Annotated in this window: 8 protein-coding genes, 3 rRNA genes and 1 pseudogene; 10 read left to right on the top strand and 2 right to left on the bottom strand. The window is 38.6% G+C overall.

The genetic code is table 11. The features are described from left to right. Positions 1 to 69 precede the first annotated feature (69 nt). The 7 genes from BJL90_RS04070 (at position 70) to cooS (ending at position 13,133) form a co-directional block, all read left to right on the top strand. Positions 70 to 1,599, top strand: a 16S ribosomal RNA gene (locus BJL90_RS04070). Between the two features lie 242 nt (positions 1,600 to 1,841). Continuing rightward, positions 1,842 to 4,903: ribosomal RNA gene (locus BJL90_RS04065) — 23S ribosomal RNA — on the top strand. Between the two features lie 193 nt (positions 4,904 to 5,096). Next, positions 5,097 to 5,213 (top strand): 5S ribosomal RNA (gene rrf / locus BJL90_RS04060). Together the 16S, 23S and 5S rRNA genes form the textbook arrangement of a ribosomal RNA operon. A 331-nt stretch (positions 5,214 to 5,544) precedes the next feature. Beyond that, positions 5,545 to 6,054, top strand: coding sequence for a thioredoxin family protein (locus BJL90_RS04055; protein ID WP_070964414.1), 510 nt, complete (start codon positions 5,545 to 5,547; stop codon positions 6,052 to 6,054). 249 nt (positions 6,055 to 6,303) lie between these two features. Continuing rightward, the gene (nrdJ, locus tag BJL90_RS04050) at positions 6,304 to 8,658 is read left to right on the top strand and encodes a ribonucleoside-triphosphate reductase, adenosylcobalamin-dependent (RefSeq protein WP_070964411.1); all 2,355 of its coding nucleotides are present in this window, start codon (positions 6,304 to 6,306) and stop codon (positions 8,656 to 8,658) included. 366 nt (positions 8,659 to 9,024) lie between these two features. After that, positions 9,025 to 10,764: an ATP-dependent metallopeptidase FtsH/Yme1/Tma family protein gene (locus tag BJL90_RS04045; protein WP_070964408.1), complete on the top strand. Its 1,740-nt coding sequence runs from the start codon at positions 9,025 to 9,027 to the stop codon at positions 10,762 to 10,764. A gap of 455 nt (positions 10,765 to 11,219) precedes the next feature. Next, the gene (gene cooS / locus BJL90_RS04040) at positions 11,220 to 13,133 is read left to right on the top strand and encodes an anaerobic carbon-monoxide dehydrogenase catalytic subunit (protein WP_070964405.1); all 1,914 of its coding nucleotides are present in this window, start codon (positions 11,220 to 11,222) and stop codon (positions 13,131 to 13,133) included. A 291-nt stretch (positions 13,134 to 13,424) separates the two neighbouring features. Here the strand turns inward: cooS and BJL90_RS04035 are convergent, their stop codons facing one another. Next, on the bottom strand, positions 13,425 to 14,753 hold the full coding sequence (locus BJL90_RS04035) for an aminotransferase-like domain-containing protein (RefSeq protein ID WP_070964402.1): 1,329 nt from the start codon (positions 14,751 to 14,753) through the stop codon (positions 13,425 to 13,427). A gap of 346 nt (positions 14,754 to 15,099) precedes the next feature. Between BJL90_RS04035 and BJL90_RS04030 the strand changes: the two genes are divergently transcribed. Beyond that, on the top strand, positions 15,100 to 15,591 hold the full coding sequence (locus BJL90_RS04030; RefSeq protein WP_070964400.1) for a pyridoxamine 5'-phosphate oxidase family protein: 492 nt from the start codon (positions 15,100 to 15,102) through the stop codon (positions 15,589 to 15,591). 139 nt (positions 15,592 to 15,730) lie between these two features. After that, a pseudogene (locus BJL90_RS04025) lies at positions 15,731 to 16,075 on the top strand (DUF166 family protein); the annotation flags it as partial. 13 nt (positions 16,076 to 16,088) lie between these two features. Here BJL90_RS04025 and BJL90_RS04020 read toward each other — a convergent pair. Then, complete coding sequence (locus BJL90_RS04020; protein WP_070964398.1) at positions 16,089 to 16,607, bottom strand: superoxide dismutase family protein; 519 nt, start codon at positions 16,605 to 16,607, stop codon at positions 16,089 to 16,091. 906 nt (positions 16,608 to 17,513) lie between these two features. Here BJL90_RS04020 and fusA point away from each other — a divergent pair. After that, on the top strand, positions 17,514 to 19,583 hold the full coding sequence (gene fusA, locus BJL90_RS04015) for an elongation factor G (RefSeq protein WP_070964395.1): 2,070 nt from the start codon (positions 17,514 to 17,516) through the stop codon (positions 19,581 to 19,583). The last annotated feature ends 83 nt before the right edge of the window (positions 19,584 to 19,666 follow it).

The raw sequence follows: 19,666 nt of genomic DNA, 5'->3' as shown, positions 1-19,666 counted from the left end.
AAAGGAAACGAAACATAAAATTTCTAACAAAGTAGCTAACACAAAATCAAAGATTTTGGTTACAATACTTTTATTAAGAGTTTGATCCTGGCTCAGGATGAACGCTGGCGGCGTGCCTAACACATGCAAGTCGAGCGAACCGATTTATCGGAAGCCTTCGGGTGGAAGATGATGAGGTTAGCGGCGGACGGGTGAGTAACGCGTGGGTAACCTACCTTGTACAGGGGGATAACAGTCGGAAACGATTGCTAATACCGCATAAAGCTATTTTAAGGCATCTTAGAATAGCCAAAGATTTATTGGTACAAGATGGGCCCGCGTCTGATTAGCTAGTTGGTGGGGTAAAGGCCTACCAAGGCGACGATCAGTAGCCGACCTGAGAGGGTGACCGGCCACACTGGAACTGAGACACGGTCCAGACTCCTACGGGAGGCAGCAGTGGGGGATATTGCACAATGGGGGAAACCCTGATGCAGCGACGCCGCGTGAGCGAAGAAGGCCTTCGGGTCGTAAAGCTCTGTTTCGAGGGAAGAAAAATGACGGTACCTCGGGAGGAAGCCCCGGCTAACTACGTGCCAGCAGCCGCGGTAATACGTAGGGGGCAAGCGTTATCCGGAATCACTGGGCGTAAAGGGTGCGTAGGCGGCCAATAAAGTCTAGGGTGAAAGGCTACGGCTCAACCGTAGTAAGCCTTGGAAACTTATTGGCTTGAGTGCAGGAGAGGAGAGTGGAATTCCTAGTGTAGCGGTGAAATGCGTAGATATTAGGAGGAACACCAGTGGCGAAGGCGACTCTCTGGACTGTAACTGACGCTGAGGCACGAAAGCGTGGGGAGCGAACAGGATTAGATACCCTGGTAGTCCACGCCGTAAACGATGAGTGCTAGGTGTTGGGGGTCAAACCTCAGTGCCGCAGCTAACGCATTAAGCACTCCGCCTGGGGAGTACGCACGCAAGTGTGAAACTCAAAGGAATTGACGGGGACCCGCACAAGCAGCGGAGCATGTGGTTTAATTCGAAGCAACGCGAAGAACCTTACCTGGACTTGACATCCTTATGACCGCTTTTTAACAGAAGCTTTCCCTTCGGGGACAGAAGTGACAGGTGGTGCATGGTTGTCGTCAGCTCGTGTCGTGAGATGTTGGGTTAAGTCCCGCAACGAGCGCAACCCTTGTCTTTAGTTGCCAGCATTTCGGATGGGCACTCTAGAGAGACTGCCGGGGACAACTCGGAGGAAGGTGGGGATGACGTCAAATCATCATGCCCCTTATGTTCAGGGCTACACACGTGCTACAATGGCCGATACAAAGGGCAGCGAAGGAGTAATCTGGAGCGAATCTCATAAAGTCGGTCTCAGTTCGGATTGTGGGCTGAAACTCGCCCACATGAAGTTGGAGTTGCTAGTAATCGCGAATCAGAATGTCGCGGTGAATGCGTTCCCGGGTCTTGTACACACCGCCCGTCACACCATGGGAGTCGGAAGCGCCCGAAGCCAGCTACTTTAACCGAAAGGAGAGAGCTGTCGAAGGTGAAGCCGATGACTGGGGTGAAGTCGTAACAAGGTAGCCGTATCGGAAGGTGCGGCTGGATCACCTCCTTTCTAAGGAGAAAGGCTTTTACTATACTGTTTAATTTTGAGGGACTTTTGTTTCTCAATAAGCAGACAACCAAAATCTTAGATTTTGTGTTAGTCGCTTAGTTAAAAATTCTGTAATCCACGACAATGGTTTTAAACCAACAAAAAATGAATGGAAGAATTTTTAACATCTATAGTCTTTTAGATTGTTCTTTGAAAACTAAACAATGATATGAGAAAGAAAAAAGCTGAAGTAATTCACTAAAGGTCAAGTTATTAAGGGCAAAGGGTGGATGCCTTGGCACTAGGAGCCGAAGAAGGACGTGGTAAGCTGCGAAAAGCCACGGGGAACCGCAAGCAGGTTTTGATCCGTGGATGTCCGAATGGGGAAACCCACTTGGGGTAATGTCCAAGTATCTATTACTGAATTCATAGGTAATAGAAGGTAGACCGGGGGAACTGAAACATCTAAGTACCCCGAGGAAGAGAAAGAAAAATCGATTCCCTCAGTAGCGGCGAGCGAAAGGGGAAGAGCCCAAACCAAAGACTTAAGTTTTTGGGGTTGCGGACATCTTTATAGAGGACGAATAAAAGTAGTTAAAGAGAGTTGGAAAACTCCACCATAGAGGGTAAAAGTCCCGTAAGCGAAACTTTGAAGGTCTTTGAGGATGATCCAGAGTACCACGGGACACGTGAAACCCTGTGGGAAGCAGGGGGGACCACCCCCCAAGGCTAAATACTACCTAGTGACCGATAGCGCATAGTACCGTGAGGGAAAGGTGAAAAGAACCCCGGGAGGGGAGTGAAAAAGAACCTGAAACCTTTTGCCTACAAGCTGTGGAAGCACTTTATATGTGTGACCGCGTACTTTTTGTAGAACGGGCCAACGAGTTATGGTATGTAGCAAGGTTAAGTACTGAAGGTACGGAGCCGAAGGGAAACCGAGTCTTAATAGGGCGACAAGTTACATGCTATAGACCCGAAACCGTGCGATCTACCCATGGGCAGGATGAAGCGGAAGTAAAATTTCGTGGAGGTCCGAACCAGTTGACGTTGAAAAGTCATTGGATGACCTGTGGGTAGCGGAGAAATTCCAATCGAGCTCGGAGATAGCTGGTTCTCGCCGAAATAGCTTTAGGGCTAGCCTTGAAATGAGAGTGACGGAGGTAGAGCACTGAATGGTCTAGGGGCCTTCACCGGTTACCAAAACCTATCAAACTCCGAATGCCGTTAACTTATTTTCAGGAGTCAGACTACGAGTGATAAGATCCGTGGTCAAGAGGGAAAGAGCCCAGACCATCAGCTAAGGTCCCAAAGTATACGTTAAGTGGGAAAGGATGTGGAGTTGCACAGACAACCAGGATGTTGGCTTAGAAGCAGCCACTCATTTAAAGAGTGCGTAATAGCTCACTGGTCGAGTGATTCTGCGCCGAAAATGTCCGGGGCTCAAACGTATCACCGAAGCTATGGATGCTGACGTAATCATTAGTACTTTTATAGAAGAGAAATTAAAGGACATTAAGCCAAAACTAACCGATAGGTTAGAATAAAGTTTTGGCCAAATACCTTAAGCTCAAACGTATCTATGAAGGTAGCAATGATTACGTCAGCGTGGTAGGCGAGCATTCTATGTGGGTTGAAGCTATACCGAAAGGAGTAGTGGACTGCATAGAAGAGAGAATGTTGGCATGAGTAACGAGAGGTAGGTGAGAATCCTACCCGTCGAAAACCTAAGGTTTCCTGAGGAAGGTTCGTCCGCTCAGGGTTAGTCGGGACCTAAGCCGAGGCTGAAAAGCGTAGGCGATGGACAACAGGTTGAGATTCCTGTACCACCTAGAATCGTTTGAGAGATGGGGTGACACAGAAGGATAGGTTGAGCCCACCGTTGGTTGAGTGGGTCTAAGCCAGTAGGGAGCTAAGACAGGCAAATCCGTTTTAGCATAATCCCAAGAGGTGATGGGGAGCGAAAAACAAGTAGCGAAGCAACTGATTCCACACTGTCGAGAAAAGCCTCTATTGAGAAACTAGGTGCCCGTACCGCAAACCGACACAGGTAGGTGAGGAGAGAATCCTAAGACGAGCGGGAGAACCATTGTTAAGGAACTCGGCAAAATGACCCCGTAACTTCGGGAGAAGGGGTGCCGAAGGGTGTGAAGGACTTGCTCCGTAAGCACACTTCGGTCGCAGAGAACAGGCCCAAGCGACTGTTTAGCAAAAACATAGGTCTCTGCAAAGTCGAAAGACGACGTATAGGGGCTGACGCCTGCCCGGTGCTGGAAGGTTAAGGGGAAGTGTTAGGGTAACCGAAGCACAGAACTTAAGCCCCAGTAAACGGCGGCCGTAACTATAACGGTCCTAAGGTAGCGAAATTCCTTGTCGGGTAAGTTCCGACCCGCACGAAAGGCGTAACGATTTGGGCGCTGTCTCAACAATGGACCCGGTGAAATTGTAATACCAGTGAAGATGCTGGTTACCTGCGACAGGACGGAAAGACCCCGTGGAGCTTTACTGCAGCTTGACATTGGATTTTGGTACTAGATGTACAGGATAGGTGGGAGACTTAGAACCTAGGACGCCAGTCTTGGGGGAGTCGACGTTGGGATACCACTCTTGTAGTACTGAAGTTCTAACCATGAACCATGATCTGGTTTTGGGACACTGTCAGGCGGGCAGTTTGACTGGGGCGGTCGCCTCCTAAAAAGTAACGGAGGCGCTCAAAGGTTCCCTCAGCACGGTCGGAAATCGTGCAAAGAGTGCAAAGGCATAAGGGAGCTTGATTGCGAGACCAACAAGTCGAGCAAGGACGAAAGTCGGACTTAGTGATCCGGTGGTACCGAGTGGAAGGGCCATCGCTCAACGGATAAAAGCTACCCCGGGGATAACAGGCTTATCTCCCCCAAGAGTCCACATCGACGGGGAGGTTTGGCACCTCGATGTCGGCTCATCACATCCTGGGGCTGAAGTAGGTCCCAAGGGTTGGGCTGTTCGCCCATTAAAGTGGTACGCGAGCTGGGTTCAGAACGTCGTGAGACAGTTCGGTCCCTATCCGTCGCAGGCGTAGGAAATTTGAGAGGAGCTGTCCTTAGTACGAGAGGACCGGGATGGACGTACCGCTGGTGTACCAGTTGTCTTGCCAAAGGCACCGCTGGGTAGCTATGTACGGAAGGGATAAGTGCTGAAGGCATCTAAGCACGAAGCCCCCCTCAAGATAAGATTTCCCATCCGAAAGGAGTAAGACCCCAGAAAGACTATCTGGTAGATAGGTCGGAGGTGTAAGTGCAGTAATGTATTAAGCTGACCGATACTAATAGGTCGAGGACTTGACCAATAACTCATACATTGTTTAGTTTTGAGGGAATAATACCTCAAATTAAATAAGACATAGGTCATAAGCTAACTAAGTGACCAACAAAGGATGTTAGAAAGTCTCATGATTCCTTCTGATGAAAAGAAGGAAAGGAATCAATCGATTTCTAACTAAGTGACTGACACAAAATTAAAGATTTTGGTCATCTACTTAATATCGTGACAATAGCGAAGGGGTCACACCTGTTCCCATACCGAACACAGTAGTTAAGCCCTTCAGCGCTGATGGTACTTGGCGGGAAGCTGCCTGGGAGAGTAGGTCGTTGCGATATGAAAAAACTTCTACAAAAAACGTAGAAGTTTTTTTGGTTTTCGTTATTCTTGTGTTGCGCTGAAAGGGCTTAATTAAATCAAGGAGGTTAAAAAACTTCATTGATGTTGCTGTTAATCAAAAATATGAACATAAAGGTTGAAGACCATGACCTTTGCATCACCTGCTTAATGCGAGTGTTATTTGCTGGGAAGATATTTAGAAGTGTAGATTTTTGAAATTATCAATGCTAATAAGAATAAATATTAAATTGTAGCAAATTTACTTAAATTCCATAACAAATAATGATATAATAAATAAATAGTACAGCCAACCACAAGGGGGAGATAAAAATGATTTTTCGCGAACTGTTTGCGTCAGCAGGATCTTTTGAAACCTTTTTAAAGGAAGATGAAGATGTTAATCGAGAAAAGACATTGGAGATATATGAAAATATTTTTCTAGAAGAACAACTAATAGAAAAAATAAAAAAAATTGATAAACCGATATATGTGTTGGCCTTTGCTGAAATATGGTGCCCAGATTGTATGATAAATGTACCAGCATTGCAAAAAATGAGAGATATCAATGAAAATATTAAAATTGGTATTTTGCCTAGGGAAGGTAATGAAGCCTACATGGAGGACTATAAAGTAGGAGGTAAAACAAAACTCCCTACCTTTGTGATTTTGGAGGAAAATTATAAAGAAAAAGGTGTTTTTATAGAAACACCTAAAATCGTAAGAGATATTGTAGCGAATGGTAACGAAGTAGAAGTAATTGTTGCAAAAAGAAAGTACAAAAAAGGGGAATATATTACCAATACGATCGAAGAAATATTAGCTATTATTTTTAGAAAGTAGGCTGTTGCCTACTTTTCTTTTGTGTTGTTTAGACGCTGAGATATTCTCTATAAAATTTAAAAATATGGGTATTTAGTAACCTATAATATCCAAAATACCCAATAAATCTTTATTTATACTTTCTTGAGGATTTTGACATTTAAAAGGCTAGATGATACAATATATTGCGGTCAAAAATATGAATTGCACCAAATCTTGTTCTAAAGACGGAATAGATGGATTTCAAGAAGTTGTGAGGAGGAGTTGCTTATGTTGAAGGTCATGAAACGGGATGGTAGGTTGGTAGAATTTGATGGTTCTAAAATTGTTAATGCAATAAAGAAAGCAATGATAGAGACAACAAAAGGAATAGATGAGGGCTTAAGCAAAAAAATAGCTGAAGAAATTACTTTTAAAATGGAAAATCACACATTGCCTTTACATGTGGAGGAGATACAGGATATGGTGGAGGATATGCTGATGTGCAGCGACAGGAAAGATGCAGCAAAGAGATACATTATTTATAGAAGTCAAAGAAGTAGAAGTCGAACGGCTAGACAAAAGGAAGAAAGCAAACTGTTAACAGATGGTTTTATCAGTACATATAAGCATAAACTTTCTCCGATGCAGCAGTTGGGGAATTTTGTTTACTACAGAACTTATGCTAGATGGCTTCCAGAAGAAGGTAGGCGGGAGTATTGGTGGGAAACCGTCAGAAGGGCTGTAGAGTATAACTGTAGTCTTGTCCCTACTGCAAGGGAAGAAGCAGAGAAACTATTCGATAATGTTTATAACTTAAAACAATTTTTGTCGGGCAGAACTTTTTGGGTAGGAAATACGCCAGTAGCTAGAAGTTATCCTATGGCCAATTATAACTGTGCATTTTTGGTGATAGATAGCTTTGACTCTTTTAAAGATTTATTTTATCTGTTGATGGTAGGCTCGGGAGTAGGAGTAAGGGTTTTAAAAAAAGATGTTAAGGCATTACCTAAGGTTAGAATAGATTATGATATTATACATAAAGATTACACCCCTGTACCTAGGAACTTGAGAGAAGATAATACTAGTTTAGAGTTTGTACATAAAAACACAGTGAAAATCACTGTAGGTGACAGTAAAGAAGGTTGGACGCAGGCTTTAGACTTCTTTTTTAAGTTAGTATATAGCCATGAGTATAGGAACATAAAAACAATTATTATTAATTATGATCATGTAAGACCTAGAGGAGAAAAGTTAAAAACCTTTGGGGGAACAGCCAGCGGTCATGAGAGTTTAAAAAATATGTTTTATAAAATAAATAAAGTTATTAAAAGTAAGAGTAAAGCAAATGACTCGAACAAAGTGAAACTAAGGCCCATCGACTGTCTTGATATAGCTAACATTATTGGAGAAAATGTTGTAGTCGGTGGAGTAAGACGTACTGCTGAAATGGTTTTAATTGATCAGCAGGATAGAGAATGTATTGAAGCTAAGTCTAACCTTTATAAACAAATCGAAGGCCAATGGATGGTAGACAACGAGATTATCCATAGACAAATGAGTAATAACTCCATTTATTACGAATCTAAACCCACTAGAGAAGAACTACATTGGCTAATGGAGAGAATGAGATACTCAGGGGAACCTGGGTGGGTAAATGCTGAAGCTGCTTTAAAAAGGAGACCTAATGTAAAGGGGGTCAACCCCTGCGGAGAGATTCTTTTAGATTCTAGAGGGCTGTGTAATTTAACGACCGTGAATGTTTATGCTTTTGTCAAAGAGGATGGTACTTTGGATCAAGAAGGTTTAATGGAGGCTCAAAGGTTATCTGTGAGGGCAAGTTATAGAATGACCTGTGTTGAGCTAGAGTTGCCCATGTGGGATGCTGTACAAAAGAGAGATAAATTGCTGGGATGTTCTTTGACAGGTTGGCAGGATATGGTGAATGCTACGGGTATTACAAAAGAAAAAGAAATCGAGTTACTGAGATGTTTAAGGGAAACAGCCCATAGGGAGGCGAAGTCGTATGCCGAGGCTATTGGAGAAAATGCACCTTTATTGGTAACAACAATTAAACCTGAAGGAACTTTAAGCCAATTACCGATTGTCTCTAGCGGTGTTCATTACTCTCATGCTCCCTATTATATAAGGAGAATACGTGTAAGTGCTGATGATCCCTTAGTAAAAGTTTGTGAGGAACTAGGCTATCCTGTTTTCCCAGAAGTAGGTCAAGAATGGGAGACTTGTTCTACGAAAGTAGTAGAGTTTCCGGTAAAAGCACCTCAGGGCAAAACCAAATATGATATATCTGCAATAGAACAATTAAAAAACTATAAAATGTTTATGGATCATTATGTGGATCACAATTGTTCTATAACCATACATGTTAGGGAACATGAATGGGAGCAGGTGGGAAATTGGGTATGGAATGATTGGGAGGACATAGTAGCTGTATCCTTCCTATCATTAGAAGAACATTTCTATAAGTTATTACCCTATGAGGCAATAGATGAAAAAGAGTATAACAAAAGAGCAGAGCTTATGAAGGACTTTATTCCTTCTCTAATTAGTAAGTATGAGAAACAAGAGATTGAATTGGAATTTAATAGCGATGATTGTGCAACAGGGGTATGTCCGATTCGATAAATAATCAACAGCCTATCTTTTTCTATTAAGTGCCTTTAAGGAAGTTAGGTTATGCTAGGTGGTGCAAATAAGGCACCAATAATTGTCTAAAAGCTTTCTAATTAAAAGATCTTCATCTCTAATTATTAGCAGAGATGAAGATCTTTTTTATATTCCATACTGAAAAGAGTTAATGAAAATAATCCATAAGATGACTATAGATTATAGAAAGAGGGTATGAAGGAAAAAAATTATAAAAAAATATTGACATTAATACCTATAGGGGGTATATTATACCCATGGGGGGTATAAGGTGTTGATTTATATAAAAGCCCCTAACAAGATATCCTTATAGGAAGTAGAAAATAGTATATTGGAGATGAAATTATGAAAACCCCTATAAAAATACTAATAGGTATAGGAATTGCTATCTTTTTTCTAATACTAAATATAGCAGAAAATGAGAGCAGTTTAATAGCAGAAACAGCATCTATGAAAGCACCCTTAAGTCAACAGGTACGGGAGGGGGTGGATAATAATCTTAAAGTTAAGGGAGAACTTAATGAGAGTCAAGCCTTGAGGAATTATTTTAATACAGATAATTTAAAAGAAAGTCTCCTAACAGCAGATATCATTATAGTAGAGGTGGAAGAGAAGTATTCCGCTGCTGAAATTGTAGTTTTCATGATATTGATTGGAGTTATGGCTATAATTGCTTTTGTGCTGGTTAAGCAGGGCTCAAAACAAACTTCAAGGGAATATGATAAAATGTCTTCCGTAGAATTTTCAACGCAAAAAGAATCAACCATTACCTTTGCGGATATTGCAGGAAATGAAGAAGCAAAGGAAAGCATCATGGAGTTGGCAGATTTTTTGAAAAATCCTGAAAAATATCAGCGTTATGGTGCTAGGATGCCAAAAGGAGTAATTTTATATGGTCCTCCCGGTACAGGTAAGACTTTAATGGCGAAAGCCTTAGCAAGTGAAGCTGGTGTTGACTTTTTAGCTGTTTCAGGTTCTGATTTTGTACAGGTTTACGCAGGTCTTGGGGCTGGAAGGATTAGAAATCTTTTCAAGAGTGCTAGAGAAAAAGGAAAGTGTGTAATCTTTATTGATGAGATAGATGCTATAGGAAAAAAACGAGATACCGGTGGTTTAGGGGGCAGCGATGAATCTAATAGAACTCTAAATGCGTTGTTGACAGAAATGTCAGGATTTAAAGGAAGTGAAGGGATTATTGTTATGGCTGCCACTAATCGACTAGACATTTTAGATGAAGCACTTCTAAGACCCGGTCGTTTTGACAGACAAATAGAGATAGGTCTACCGGATTTAAAGGCGAGGCAGGATATTTTAAAGTTATATACACAAAATAGACCCATAGAAGATACCATTAGCATTGAAAAAATTGCTCAACAAACTGTTTACTTTAGTGGAGCACAACTGGAAAATCTAATGAATGAAGCAGCCATCTATGCAGCTAGAGAAAGTGCAAGTTTTATCTCAGAAAAACATATTGACAGGGCTTTATGTACGGTGATTGCTGGAGAAGAAAAAAAAGATAGAAGTAATATTAAAGAAGAGGAACGAAGGATCACAGCCTATCATGAAGCAGGCCACACCATTGCTGCAAAACTGCTATCCTCTGAAAATAGAGTAACAAAGGTAACAATTATACCGACCACCAAGGGGGCAGGAGGATTCAGTATGAATATTCCTCATGACAGCATGTATCATAGGAAAAAAGATATGTTTCATAGTATTAAAATTGCTCTTGCTGGTAGGGTTGTAGAAGAACTAGTTTTTGGAGAAGAAAATATAACTACAGGGGCAAGGAATGATATCCAAAAAGCTACGGAGATCTTAGTAATTATGATAAGGCAACTTGGCATGAATGAAGAAGTAGGTATAATCAATTATGATATCCTGATGGGAGAATCCAGAGGGGCTGGTGAAAGATTAGCTGAGATATGCAATAAAGAAATGAAGAGACTGTATGCAGAGACAAAAGAGCTTATAGAAGAGAACATCCACTTAGTGCATGCTATTGCAGGTGAATTAATGGCAAGGGAAACATTAAAAGAGGATGAAGTCAATAGAGTAATCAATAACTTTAAGGTAGCTTAGGCTATCTTTTTTTCTGCTGTTATCATGGTCTATCTTATTGGAGATAAGATAGATTCTATGTTGATAATTCTTTAATATATGCCGTAGCAGATGTTATGATATAAATTTTTATTTTTAAAAATTTGTGTTTTTTAATACAATCCAAATTTGCTTTAGTATAGCATATCAACTAAAGTATACCTTGATTAATACAGTTCATCTGTACTAGTACACACGTGTTTTCCGCGCCTTGCTTATAAGGTGGACTTATCATTATACTAAAAGTGACAATCCTGCTACGCATAGATGTAGGTCTTAAAACCTGAACTTTAATATACACAGTCTATGGTTTCACCCTTAGTATATTAAAATTCATAGCGTACATCTATGTAAAAAGTATAGGGAAAAAGTTTATAAAATTAAAGAAAATTAATAAGGAAATTATGAAGTTAAAAAATGCTGAGGGGGATACTTGTATGGAAGAAAAAATCTATTCGATTGATCCTGTAACAGAAGAACTTGCCAGAAAAGCTGAAAAAGAAGGAATCGAAACTTTATGGGATAGAAAAAAAGTAATGAAAACGCCTTGTGGTTTTGGTGAACAAGGTCTTTGCTGCAGAATATGTGCTATGGGGCCCTGTAGAATAAGTCCTACAGAAGGTAAAGGCGCACAAAAGGGTATTTGTGGAGCAACAGCAGATGTTATTATTGCTAGAAATTTAGCTAGAATGATTGCTGCTGGAACAGCTACCCACTCTGATCATGGAAGAGATATAGCGCATGTTTTACATATGGCAAAGAGAGATGGAAACTATAAAATAACTGATGAGAAAAAACTTTTAAACCTAGCCAAAGAATGGGAAGTAGAGATAGAAAATAGAGATATCTATGATATCGCCCACGAAGTAGCAGAAATTGCCCTTAATGAATTTGGAAAACCTTTTGGAACTTTACGATTTTTAGAAAGAGCTCCTGAGCAAAGAAAGAGCGTATGGGAAAAGAATGATATAAGAACTGGTGCTATAGACAAGGAAATCGCAACGATTATGCACTCTACACATATAGGATGCTGTGCCGATGCAAAAGATTTAGTACATAAGGGAATGAGGGCTTCACTTGCTGATGGCTGGGGAGGTTCTATGATTGGCACAGAATTTAGTGATATCTTGTTTGGGGTGCCTGTACCAAGAGAAACAGAGGCAAACCTAGGGGTATTAGAAGAAGATCAAGTAAATATCATCGTCCATGGGCATGAACCTTCCTTATCTGAAATGATGGTTTTGGCGGCAGAAGATCCAGAATTATTGCAGCTTGCAAAAGAAGTTGGAGCAAAAGGTATAAATTTATCTGGTATGTGTTGTACAGCCAATGAAGTTACCATGAGACATGGTGTAAAAATAGCAGGAAACTTGAATCAGCAGGAGCTTGCTGTGCTTACAGGAGCAGTAGAAGCTATTATCGTAGATGTTCAGTGTATATTTCCAGCCCTTGCTCCTCTTACAAAATGTTATCATACGAAGTTTATTACTACCTCTCCAAAGGCTAAGATTACTGGTGCAACCCATATGGAATTTGAAGAAGAAAAAGCCCTGCAGTCTGCCAAGGAGATTGTTAGAGAAGCTGTTTTGAATTTTAAAAATAGAGATACAAAAAAAGTATTTATACCTAAAACGAAATCTCATGCAGTGGTGGGCTATAGTGTTGAAGCTATAAAAAGCCAACTAGATAGAGTTGTAAATTCTCAACTAGATGAGGGTGGAACATTAAAACCTCTTGCTGACTGTATAGCTTCTGGCGTTATAAGAGGAGCAGCGGGAGTTGTTGGGTGTAATAACCCAAAAGTGAAACATGACTATGGCCATGTGGAACTTATGAAAGAATTAATCAAAAACGATGTGATTGTTGTAACTACCGGATGTGCAGCACAAGCAGCAGCGAAAGCTGGATTGATGAGCAAAGAAGCAAGAAAACTTGCCGGAAAAGGCCTTGCAAAAGTATGTGAGCTGGTAGATATACCACCAGTGCTTCATATGGGTTCCTGCGTTGATATAAGCCGCATACTTGTGCTGGTATCTGAACTTGCTAAGTTATTAAAAGTAGATATAAGTGATTTACCAGTAGTTGGTGCAGCCCCAGAATGGATGTCGGAAAAAGCTATTGCCATAGGAACCTATGTGGTTACTTCAGGTATTGACACTTGGCTTGGGGTGGTTCCTCCAGTAACAGGTAGTGATATCATTGTTGATATATTAACTAACAAAGCAGAAGATATAGTAGGAGCAAAGTTTCACGTGGAGCCTGATCCTCACAAAGCAGCGCAGCAGATGATTGAAAGAATTGAAGAAAAACGAGAAGCTTTAGGGTTAGCAACTGAAGCAGTAGAAGCATAAGTCAGTGAATTTCTCCAACTAAAGCAAATATCAAGGAATCAGGTGGAGACGCTACTCCCCTAATCCAACCTGATTCAAAGTTCCTTTATAGAACTTGAGATCTTAATCCAGTAAAGTGTTTGGTGAAAAAGCAAGCTAGCATTAAGTAATGCTGAACTTGCTTTTTTATCATGATTTTACTTTTAGAGTATAAGCCCCCCCACCTCTAAGTGTTAGCGTAGGTGGGATTTTCAATCAGGTGGAGTAGACTCTCCACCTGATTCCCCGATGTTCAGTTTTAGCTGGAGGAGTTCACTGATTTAGAAAATAATTATAGATACTAAGCATCCCATCTTTAATTTGTTGATTATCCGTCTTAGAAACACTAATTTTTATTAAGTTCATTTTTTGATTTTTTTCTAAATAACTTTCTCGAATATCTTTAATAATAATGCCTTTTTTAGAAAGTTCAGGTAGTATAACATTATATTGTATAGGTTTAGTTGATTTCATAGAAAGGAAAAATCCAGTATGAGGAATATTGGCATCTAAAACTTCACGATCAAAACTATTGCAAATATTTTTTAAGTAATCCATACGCTTTTTGTATATGCGCTTTAATCGTGTTACTGATCGTTTGAACATTCCATTATTGATATAAATATCTAAAGCGCCTTGCGGAAGCATAGAAGTATGAATGTCAGTCCACTGTTTATATCTTAAAAATTGAGATACTAATATTTCTGGTAAAACTACTGCTGCAATTCTTAAACCAGGTAATAAGATTTTAGAGAATGTTTTTAGATAAATAACTCTATCGGTGGTATCTAATGAATATATAGGATCATTACGGGAATCTGTATCTAAATCTGAAAGATAATCATCTTCTAGAATATACACATCATATTTTTGAGCTAATCTTAAAATTTCTTTTTTCTCATCCATTGAATAACTACTTCCAATGGGATTATGAAATCTAGGTACGATATAGAAAAACTTGATATCTTCTTCTTGAAAAATTCTCTCCAATCTATTTAGATCCATCCCATGAAAGTTTCTATCTATTCCAATCGTTCTAACTGAATGTAGCTGTAAGTTTTTAATCATTCTATCATAGGTAGGATTTTCTACTAAAATCGTATTTTTGCCATTAGGAAATTGCAAGTTAGTTAGTATGCTTGCTGCTTGCTGTGATCCTGATGTAACGACGATTTGGGTAGGTTTACAAAAAACTTGATAGTTCTGGAGGTGTTTTCTAAGGGTTTCGATTAATGAAGGCAAACCCCGCGTTTCTCCATAAGAAAACAGATACATTTTATATTTTTCCATAGCTTGGTCCAGGCAATGATGAAATTCATCGTAAGGAAGTATATTTATGTCAGGAAGTACTGTAGAAAAATATATATTTGATTTACTTAAGCCTTCTTTTTTGTGTTTCGATACTAAATAATATCCACTTTTAGGAGCAGAATAGATAAAATGTTCTTGCTCTAATTCTTTATAGGCTCTAACCACAGTTAGCTTACTACATTGAAATTTATCTGCAAGGGATCTTATAGAAGGTAGTTTTTGCCCTGTTTTTATTTTCTTTTCCTGTGATAAATTTCTTATATAATCAATAATCAAAGCATATTTATTCAAATCAATCCTCCATTCTACATTGCTGCACAAATTTTTTGCTGTGATTGTCTGTATATCTTTTATCTTATTATACTAGAAATAAGCGCACCAAAGTATAAAAATAGACAATAACAAACTTTTTTTTACATAGTTTTAAAAAAAAGCTCAATAATAATTGAAGAAAGGATTTGTCCTTCGGTGTATTGCTAAGGCACTCACTTTTTTAAGTGAGAAATCAAGTACTACATCCTCGAGGTAAATTCGGCGACAATTTAAGGGGAGTAAAAATTTCCCTTTGAATTAAATTTTATTTTATTTAGCATATTCAAGAACTTCATAAAAGTTAAATTAAAGGAGATGATAGAAAATGGATAGAAAAATGGCGCCATTAGAGTTAAGACAACATATTATAGAATTTTTAAGGGAACATAAAAGTGCTTCTTTAGCTACCTGTAAGGATGGTATAGCTAGATGTAGTCCTGTACAATATTTTCTCGGAGAAGAAATGGATCTATATATTTTATCTGCAGGAGGGGAGAAATTTAAGGCTATCCAGCAAAACCCTAATGTATGTTTATTAGTAAATACTGAGTACATTAACTATAAGCGCATTAAAGGCATCCAAGTATTTGGGCAGGCAACGATTTGCGCTCAAGATAGAAGGGTTTATGAAGAAGCGATGAAATATAATCCTGATAATGAAATTGTAACGTTTAAAGGTAATCAGCTAAAGGCCATCAAGATTGTGCCAACTGAAGTAGTTTACTTAGATGCTTTAGAGAGCGGTGATAGAACAAAGCAAATTTTAAGACATGAAGAAGTAATTCTTCAGCAGGATGACTTACTAATGATGCACTAAAGTAAATTTATTCTTCGGTGTATTGATAATTGAGAAGTTTTAAACAAAATAAGTTTATACCGCATATTAAAAATCAAAAGATGGTATGTACACTATGTGGGAAAAAATGTTATTGGTGTAAGAGTAAGTCTTTCCTAAACCTTTCTGTGCATTAAACTATAGTGGGTTTGAAACCATAAATGGGTTCATAGATACTTTCAAAATAGGGAGACCAAAGTTTAAGCTATATGTAAATAAAGAAGATGTAATTGTTAAGGCAGAAGTAATTATATCCGCTCCCTGCGGTAACGGATATAATATAGCTAAGCATCTCGAAGGTAAAAAACTTGGAGAAGAAGCTAAAAAAATTGTAGCAAAATATTGGCACAGCTTTCCTTGTATGGGAGAAATGCATATTGATCCAGAGATTGGAGATACAATATTGCATATTGGCGGATATATTCATTATTCTGCCTTAGACCATGCGGAAATCGTTAGAGTATGACCAAAAAATTGTGTTAGCAATACCATTGAACAATGCCACAAGCTAGACGTTTTCCAGCGTCCCCTGCAGGTTGAGAACGGTAGTCGTCTGGATTCTTATGAATAATAACTGCCTTGCCGATAGCATCAGCAGGTTTAAACTTATTGGTGAAAAAGCTCATTCTAGCATAACCGTTATTGGAAAACAGCACAGGAAAGTCCCCAGCATGGTTACCATGAGGTTGACCATGGGGGGCCCAGTGTTCACCAGCTTGCTGAAAAGGGTCTTCAGGATCACTGACTTCGCAGCTTCCAAATTCATGGAGATGGAAGCCATGTGGTCCTACAGGAGCATCATCATTGGTAGCTGGCTGGTAGGGGGGAAGACCCTTCACCTCTACGTAAACTTCTGTGCCCCCTGGTACTTCTTTAAACCAAACAGAACCTTGAATTTCAGGTTGAAGTGGCCCTCCTTTTATATAGGCCACCGCCAATGATTGGGCATGGGGATAAGCATAGCAATTATTATTAGGATAAGAATATGATTGATACATATAAATGAACTCCTTTACAAATTATTTTTTAGAAAAAAACAAACTAATTTTTTCTATCCAATACATACTATGAAACTAGTGTAAAAACTGTTAAAAGCAAAAAAAGAGTAGAAAAAATTTTTTGCTCTTTTCTTATCCTTCGGTATATTGCTAAGACCCCCATTTCTAGGTGAACAAACTAAGTGACTAACACCAAATTAAAGGTTTAAGTTATCTACTTATGCAAATGAGAGACCAAGCACTACATCCTCGAAGTAAATTCGGCTACAATTCAGAGAGAGTAAAAACTCCCCTGAATTGTAGCCGAATTTTATTTAGAGATGCTATAAATTTTTTATTGATAATTTTCATGATGATGACATATCTATATAGATAACCAACTACAAAGCTTAACAAAATACAGACCGTATGCATTTGCAGGAAATGACTACAATGTTCAATTCATGTAAGTGAAAAATCCATAAAGAAATTTGCATGTTTGAGCGGTAGCGAGTTTGCAAATTTTAGGATTTTTCACTGGAGTGAATTGCTAACATTGTTCATTTCTGAAACCGCAGGAGGGCGTATTTTATTAAGGTATAAATTGGTTATTTATATAGATGTGCGCTTCTAAAATTAAATTTTAATATACACGGTCTACGGTTTCGCCCCAAAACCGTGGGCTGCAAATATATTAAAATTTAAGGGTACGCATCTATAGAAGAAGTTATAGAAAACCTAAGAAAAAAGTTACTAAATTTTCTAATTTAAAGAAAAAGAAGGTAATAAATATTAGAATATTTGGAATAATTATTGTATACAAAATATTTTTAAAAAAACAAAAATAAAAAAAGGAGTTTTAAATAAAGTAGCGAATATTTTATTTAATCTAATAATTTAAACGATATCATGCGAGGGGGAGAATATATGAAAATATACGAAGCTGGCAAAATAAGAAATATCGCATTATTAGGACATGGAGGATGTGGTAAAACTACATTAACAGAATCAGCATTATATACAGCTAAGCTCATCAATCGAATAGGTAAAGTGGAAGATGGGAATACGGTTTCAGATTTTGACAAAGAGGAGATAGCAAGAAAAATATCTATTAATACTTCTGTTATTCCTATGGAATGGGAAGGACATAAGATCAATTTTATAGATACACCTGGTTACTTCGATTTTGTTGGAGAAGTGCAAAGTGCTATTAAAGTGGCCGGTGGACTGATTATATTGGTGGACGCTACTAGTGGTATTGAAGTAGGAACTGAAAAGGCATGGGATTATGCCGAAGATAAGAAAAAGCCGACCTTTATTTTCATCAATAAAATGGATAGAGAAAATGCTGATTTTGATAAGGTATTAAACCAATTAAGAGAAAAATTCGGTAAAAAAGTAGCACCTTTTCAAATCCCTCTAGGTGAAAAAGAAAATTTTATTGGAAATATAAATGTTGTGAAGATGATTGCTAAGGAATATGATGGAAAAACCTGTACAGAAAAGCCTATTCCAGAAGATAAAATGCAACAAGTAGAAGAAATTAGAGAGATGCTTATGGAATCTGTCGCTGAAACCGATGAAGTACTATTAGAAAAATATTTTAACGGTGAAGCTTTTACACAAGAAGAAATTCAAAACGGATTACGAAAAGGAATTATTAGTGGTGAAATTGTACCTGTATTGTGCGGTGCTACTGCTAAAAATATAGGTATCCATAGTTTATTAAATATGATTAATGATTACTCTCCTTCTCCTATGGATATGCCGCCTAAACAGGGAAAACATCCCCACAAGGATGAAATAGTAGAACGATCACTAGAGTCAGGTCAACCCTTCTCTGCACAAGTATTCAAGACAATTGTTGACCCATATATAGGTAAAATTTCATTGTTTAAAGTGATATCTGGTAGCTTAAAACAAGACATGGAAGTTTTAAATGCAAATAAAGATGAAAAAGAAAAAATAGGAAATTTGTTTTTATTGAGAGGAAAAAATCAAATAGAAATACCTGAGGTGAAGGCTGGAGATATAGGTGCTGTAGCTAAACTACAACATACAAATACAGGGGATACTTTGTGCAGCATAAATCATCCTATTCTCTTTAGTGGTATAGCGTTTGATCAACCTCAGTTATATTTAGCAGTAGAGCCTAAAGCAAGAGGGGATGAAGAAAAGATAAGTTCTGGTCTACAACGTTTAGCAGAAGAAGATCCATCCTTTAGTTTTGAAAGGAATGTAGAAACAAAACAAACTTTAATTCGAGGACATGGTGAACTTCACATTAAGGTAATTACCAGTAAATTAAAAAACAAGTTTGGCGTTGAGGTAGAACTGAGTGATCCTATTGTACCTTATAGAGAAACCATTAAAGGTAAGTCTGATGTGCAGGGAAAACACAAGAAACAGTCTGGTGGTCATGGTCAGTATGGAGATGTTAAGATAAGGTTTGAACCTGCTATGACGGGATTTGAATTTGCTGAAGAAATCTTTGGAGGTTCTGTGCCAAAAGCCTATATTCCAGCGGTAGAAAAAGGTTTAAGGGAATGCTTGGAATGTGGTACTTTAGCAGGATATCCTGTTGTAAATATTAAGGCGATACTTTACGATGGATCTTATCATGATGTAGATTCATCAGAGATGGCATTTAAGATAGCTGCATCCCTAGCCTTTAAAAAAGGAATGGAGACTGCTAAACCAGTACTATTGGAACCGATTGTAAAGGTAAATGTTATTATTCCAGAGGAATATATGGGAGATATTATGGGAGACTTGAATAAGCGGCGGGGTAGAATTGTAGGTATGGAACCACAGCCTAAAGGAATGCAATTAGTCGTGGCAGAAGTACCACAATCAGAAATGTTTAAGTATGCCATTGATCTTCGTTCTATGACGCAAGCTAGAGGAATTTTTACAATGGAGTTCGTCAGATATGAAGAAGTACCTCAAATGATTAGTGAAAAAGTAGTGGAAGCTGCTAAAGCAGCAAAAGTATAAACTTTTTCTTTGAAGCATATGCATAGCATATGCTTTTTTTTTTGAAAAAATTAGGTAAAAAGAAAAAAAGTGATTATTTTCAT

The sequence above is a fragment of the Clostridium formicaceticum genome (assembly GCF_001854185.1).
Taxonomy (GTDB): Bacteria; Bacillota; Clostridia; order Peptostreptococcales; family Natronincolaceae; genus Andreesenella; species Andreesenella formicacetica.
Note: the sequence above shows the minus strand (reverse complement) of the source record. Positions and strands in the feature narration are given on the sequence as shown.

What these genes read in the sequence shown, in the direction of transcription:
- BJL90_RS04055 (WP_070964414.1), top strand. Translation starts at nt 5,545, where the DNA reads ATGATTTTTCGCGAACTGTTTGCGTCAGCAGGATCTTTTGAAACCTTT.
- nrdJ (WP_070964411.1), top strand. Translation starts at nt 6,304, where the DNA reads ATGTTGAAGGTCATGAAACGGGATGGTAGGTTGGTAGAATTTGATGGT.
- BJL90_RS04045 (WP_070964408.1), top strand. Translation starts at nt 9,025, where the DNA reads ATGAAAACCCCTATAAAAATACTAATAGGTATAGGAATTGCTATCTTT.
- cooS (WP_070964405.1), top strand. Translation starts at nt 11,220, where the DNA reads ATGGAAGAAAAAATCTATTCGATTGATCCTGTAACAGAAGAACTTGCC.
- BJL90_RS04030 (WP_070964400.1), top strand. Translation starts at nt 15,100, where the DNA reads ATGGATAGAAAAATGGCGCCATTAGAGTTAAGACAACATATTATAGAA.
- BJL90_RS04020 (WP_070964398.1), bottom strand. Translation starts at nt 16,607, where the DNA reads ATGTATCAATCATATTCTTATCCTAATAATAATTGCTATGCTTATCCC.
- fusA (WP_070964395.1), top strand. Translation starts at nt 17,514, where the DNA reads ATGAAAATATACGAAGCTGGCAAAATAAGAAATATCGCATTATTAGGA.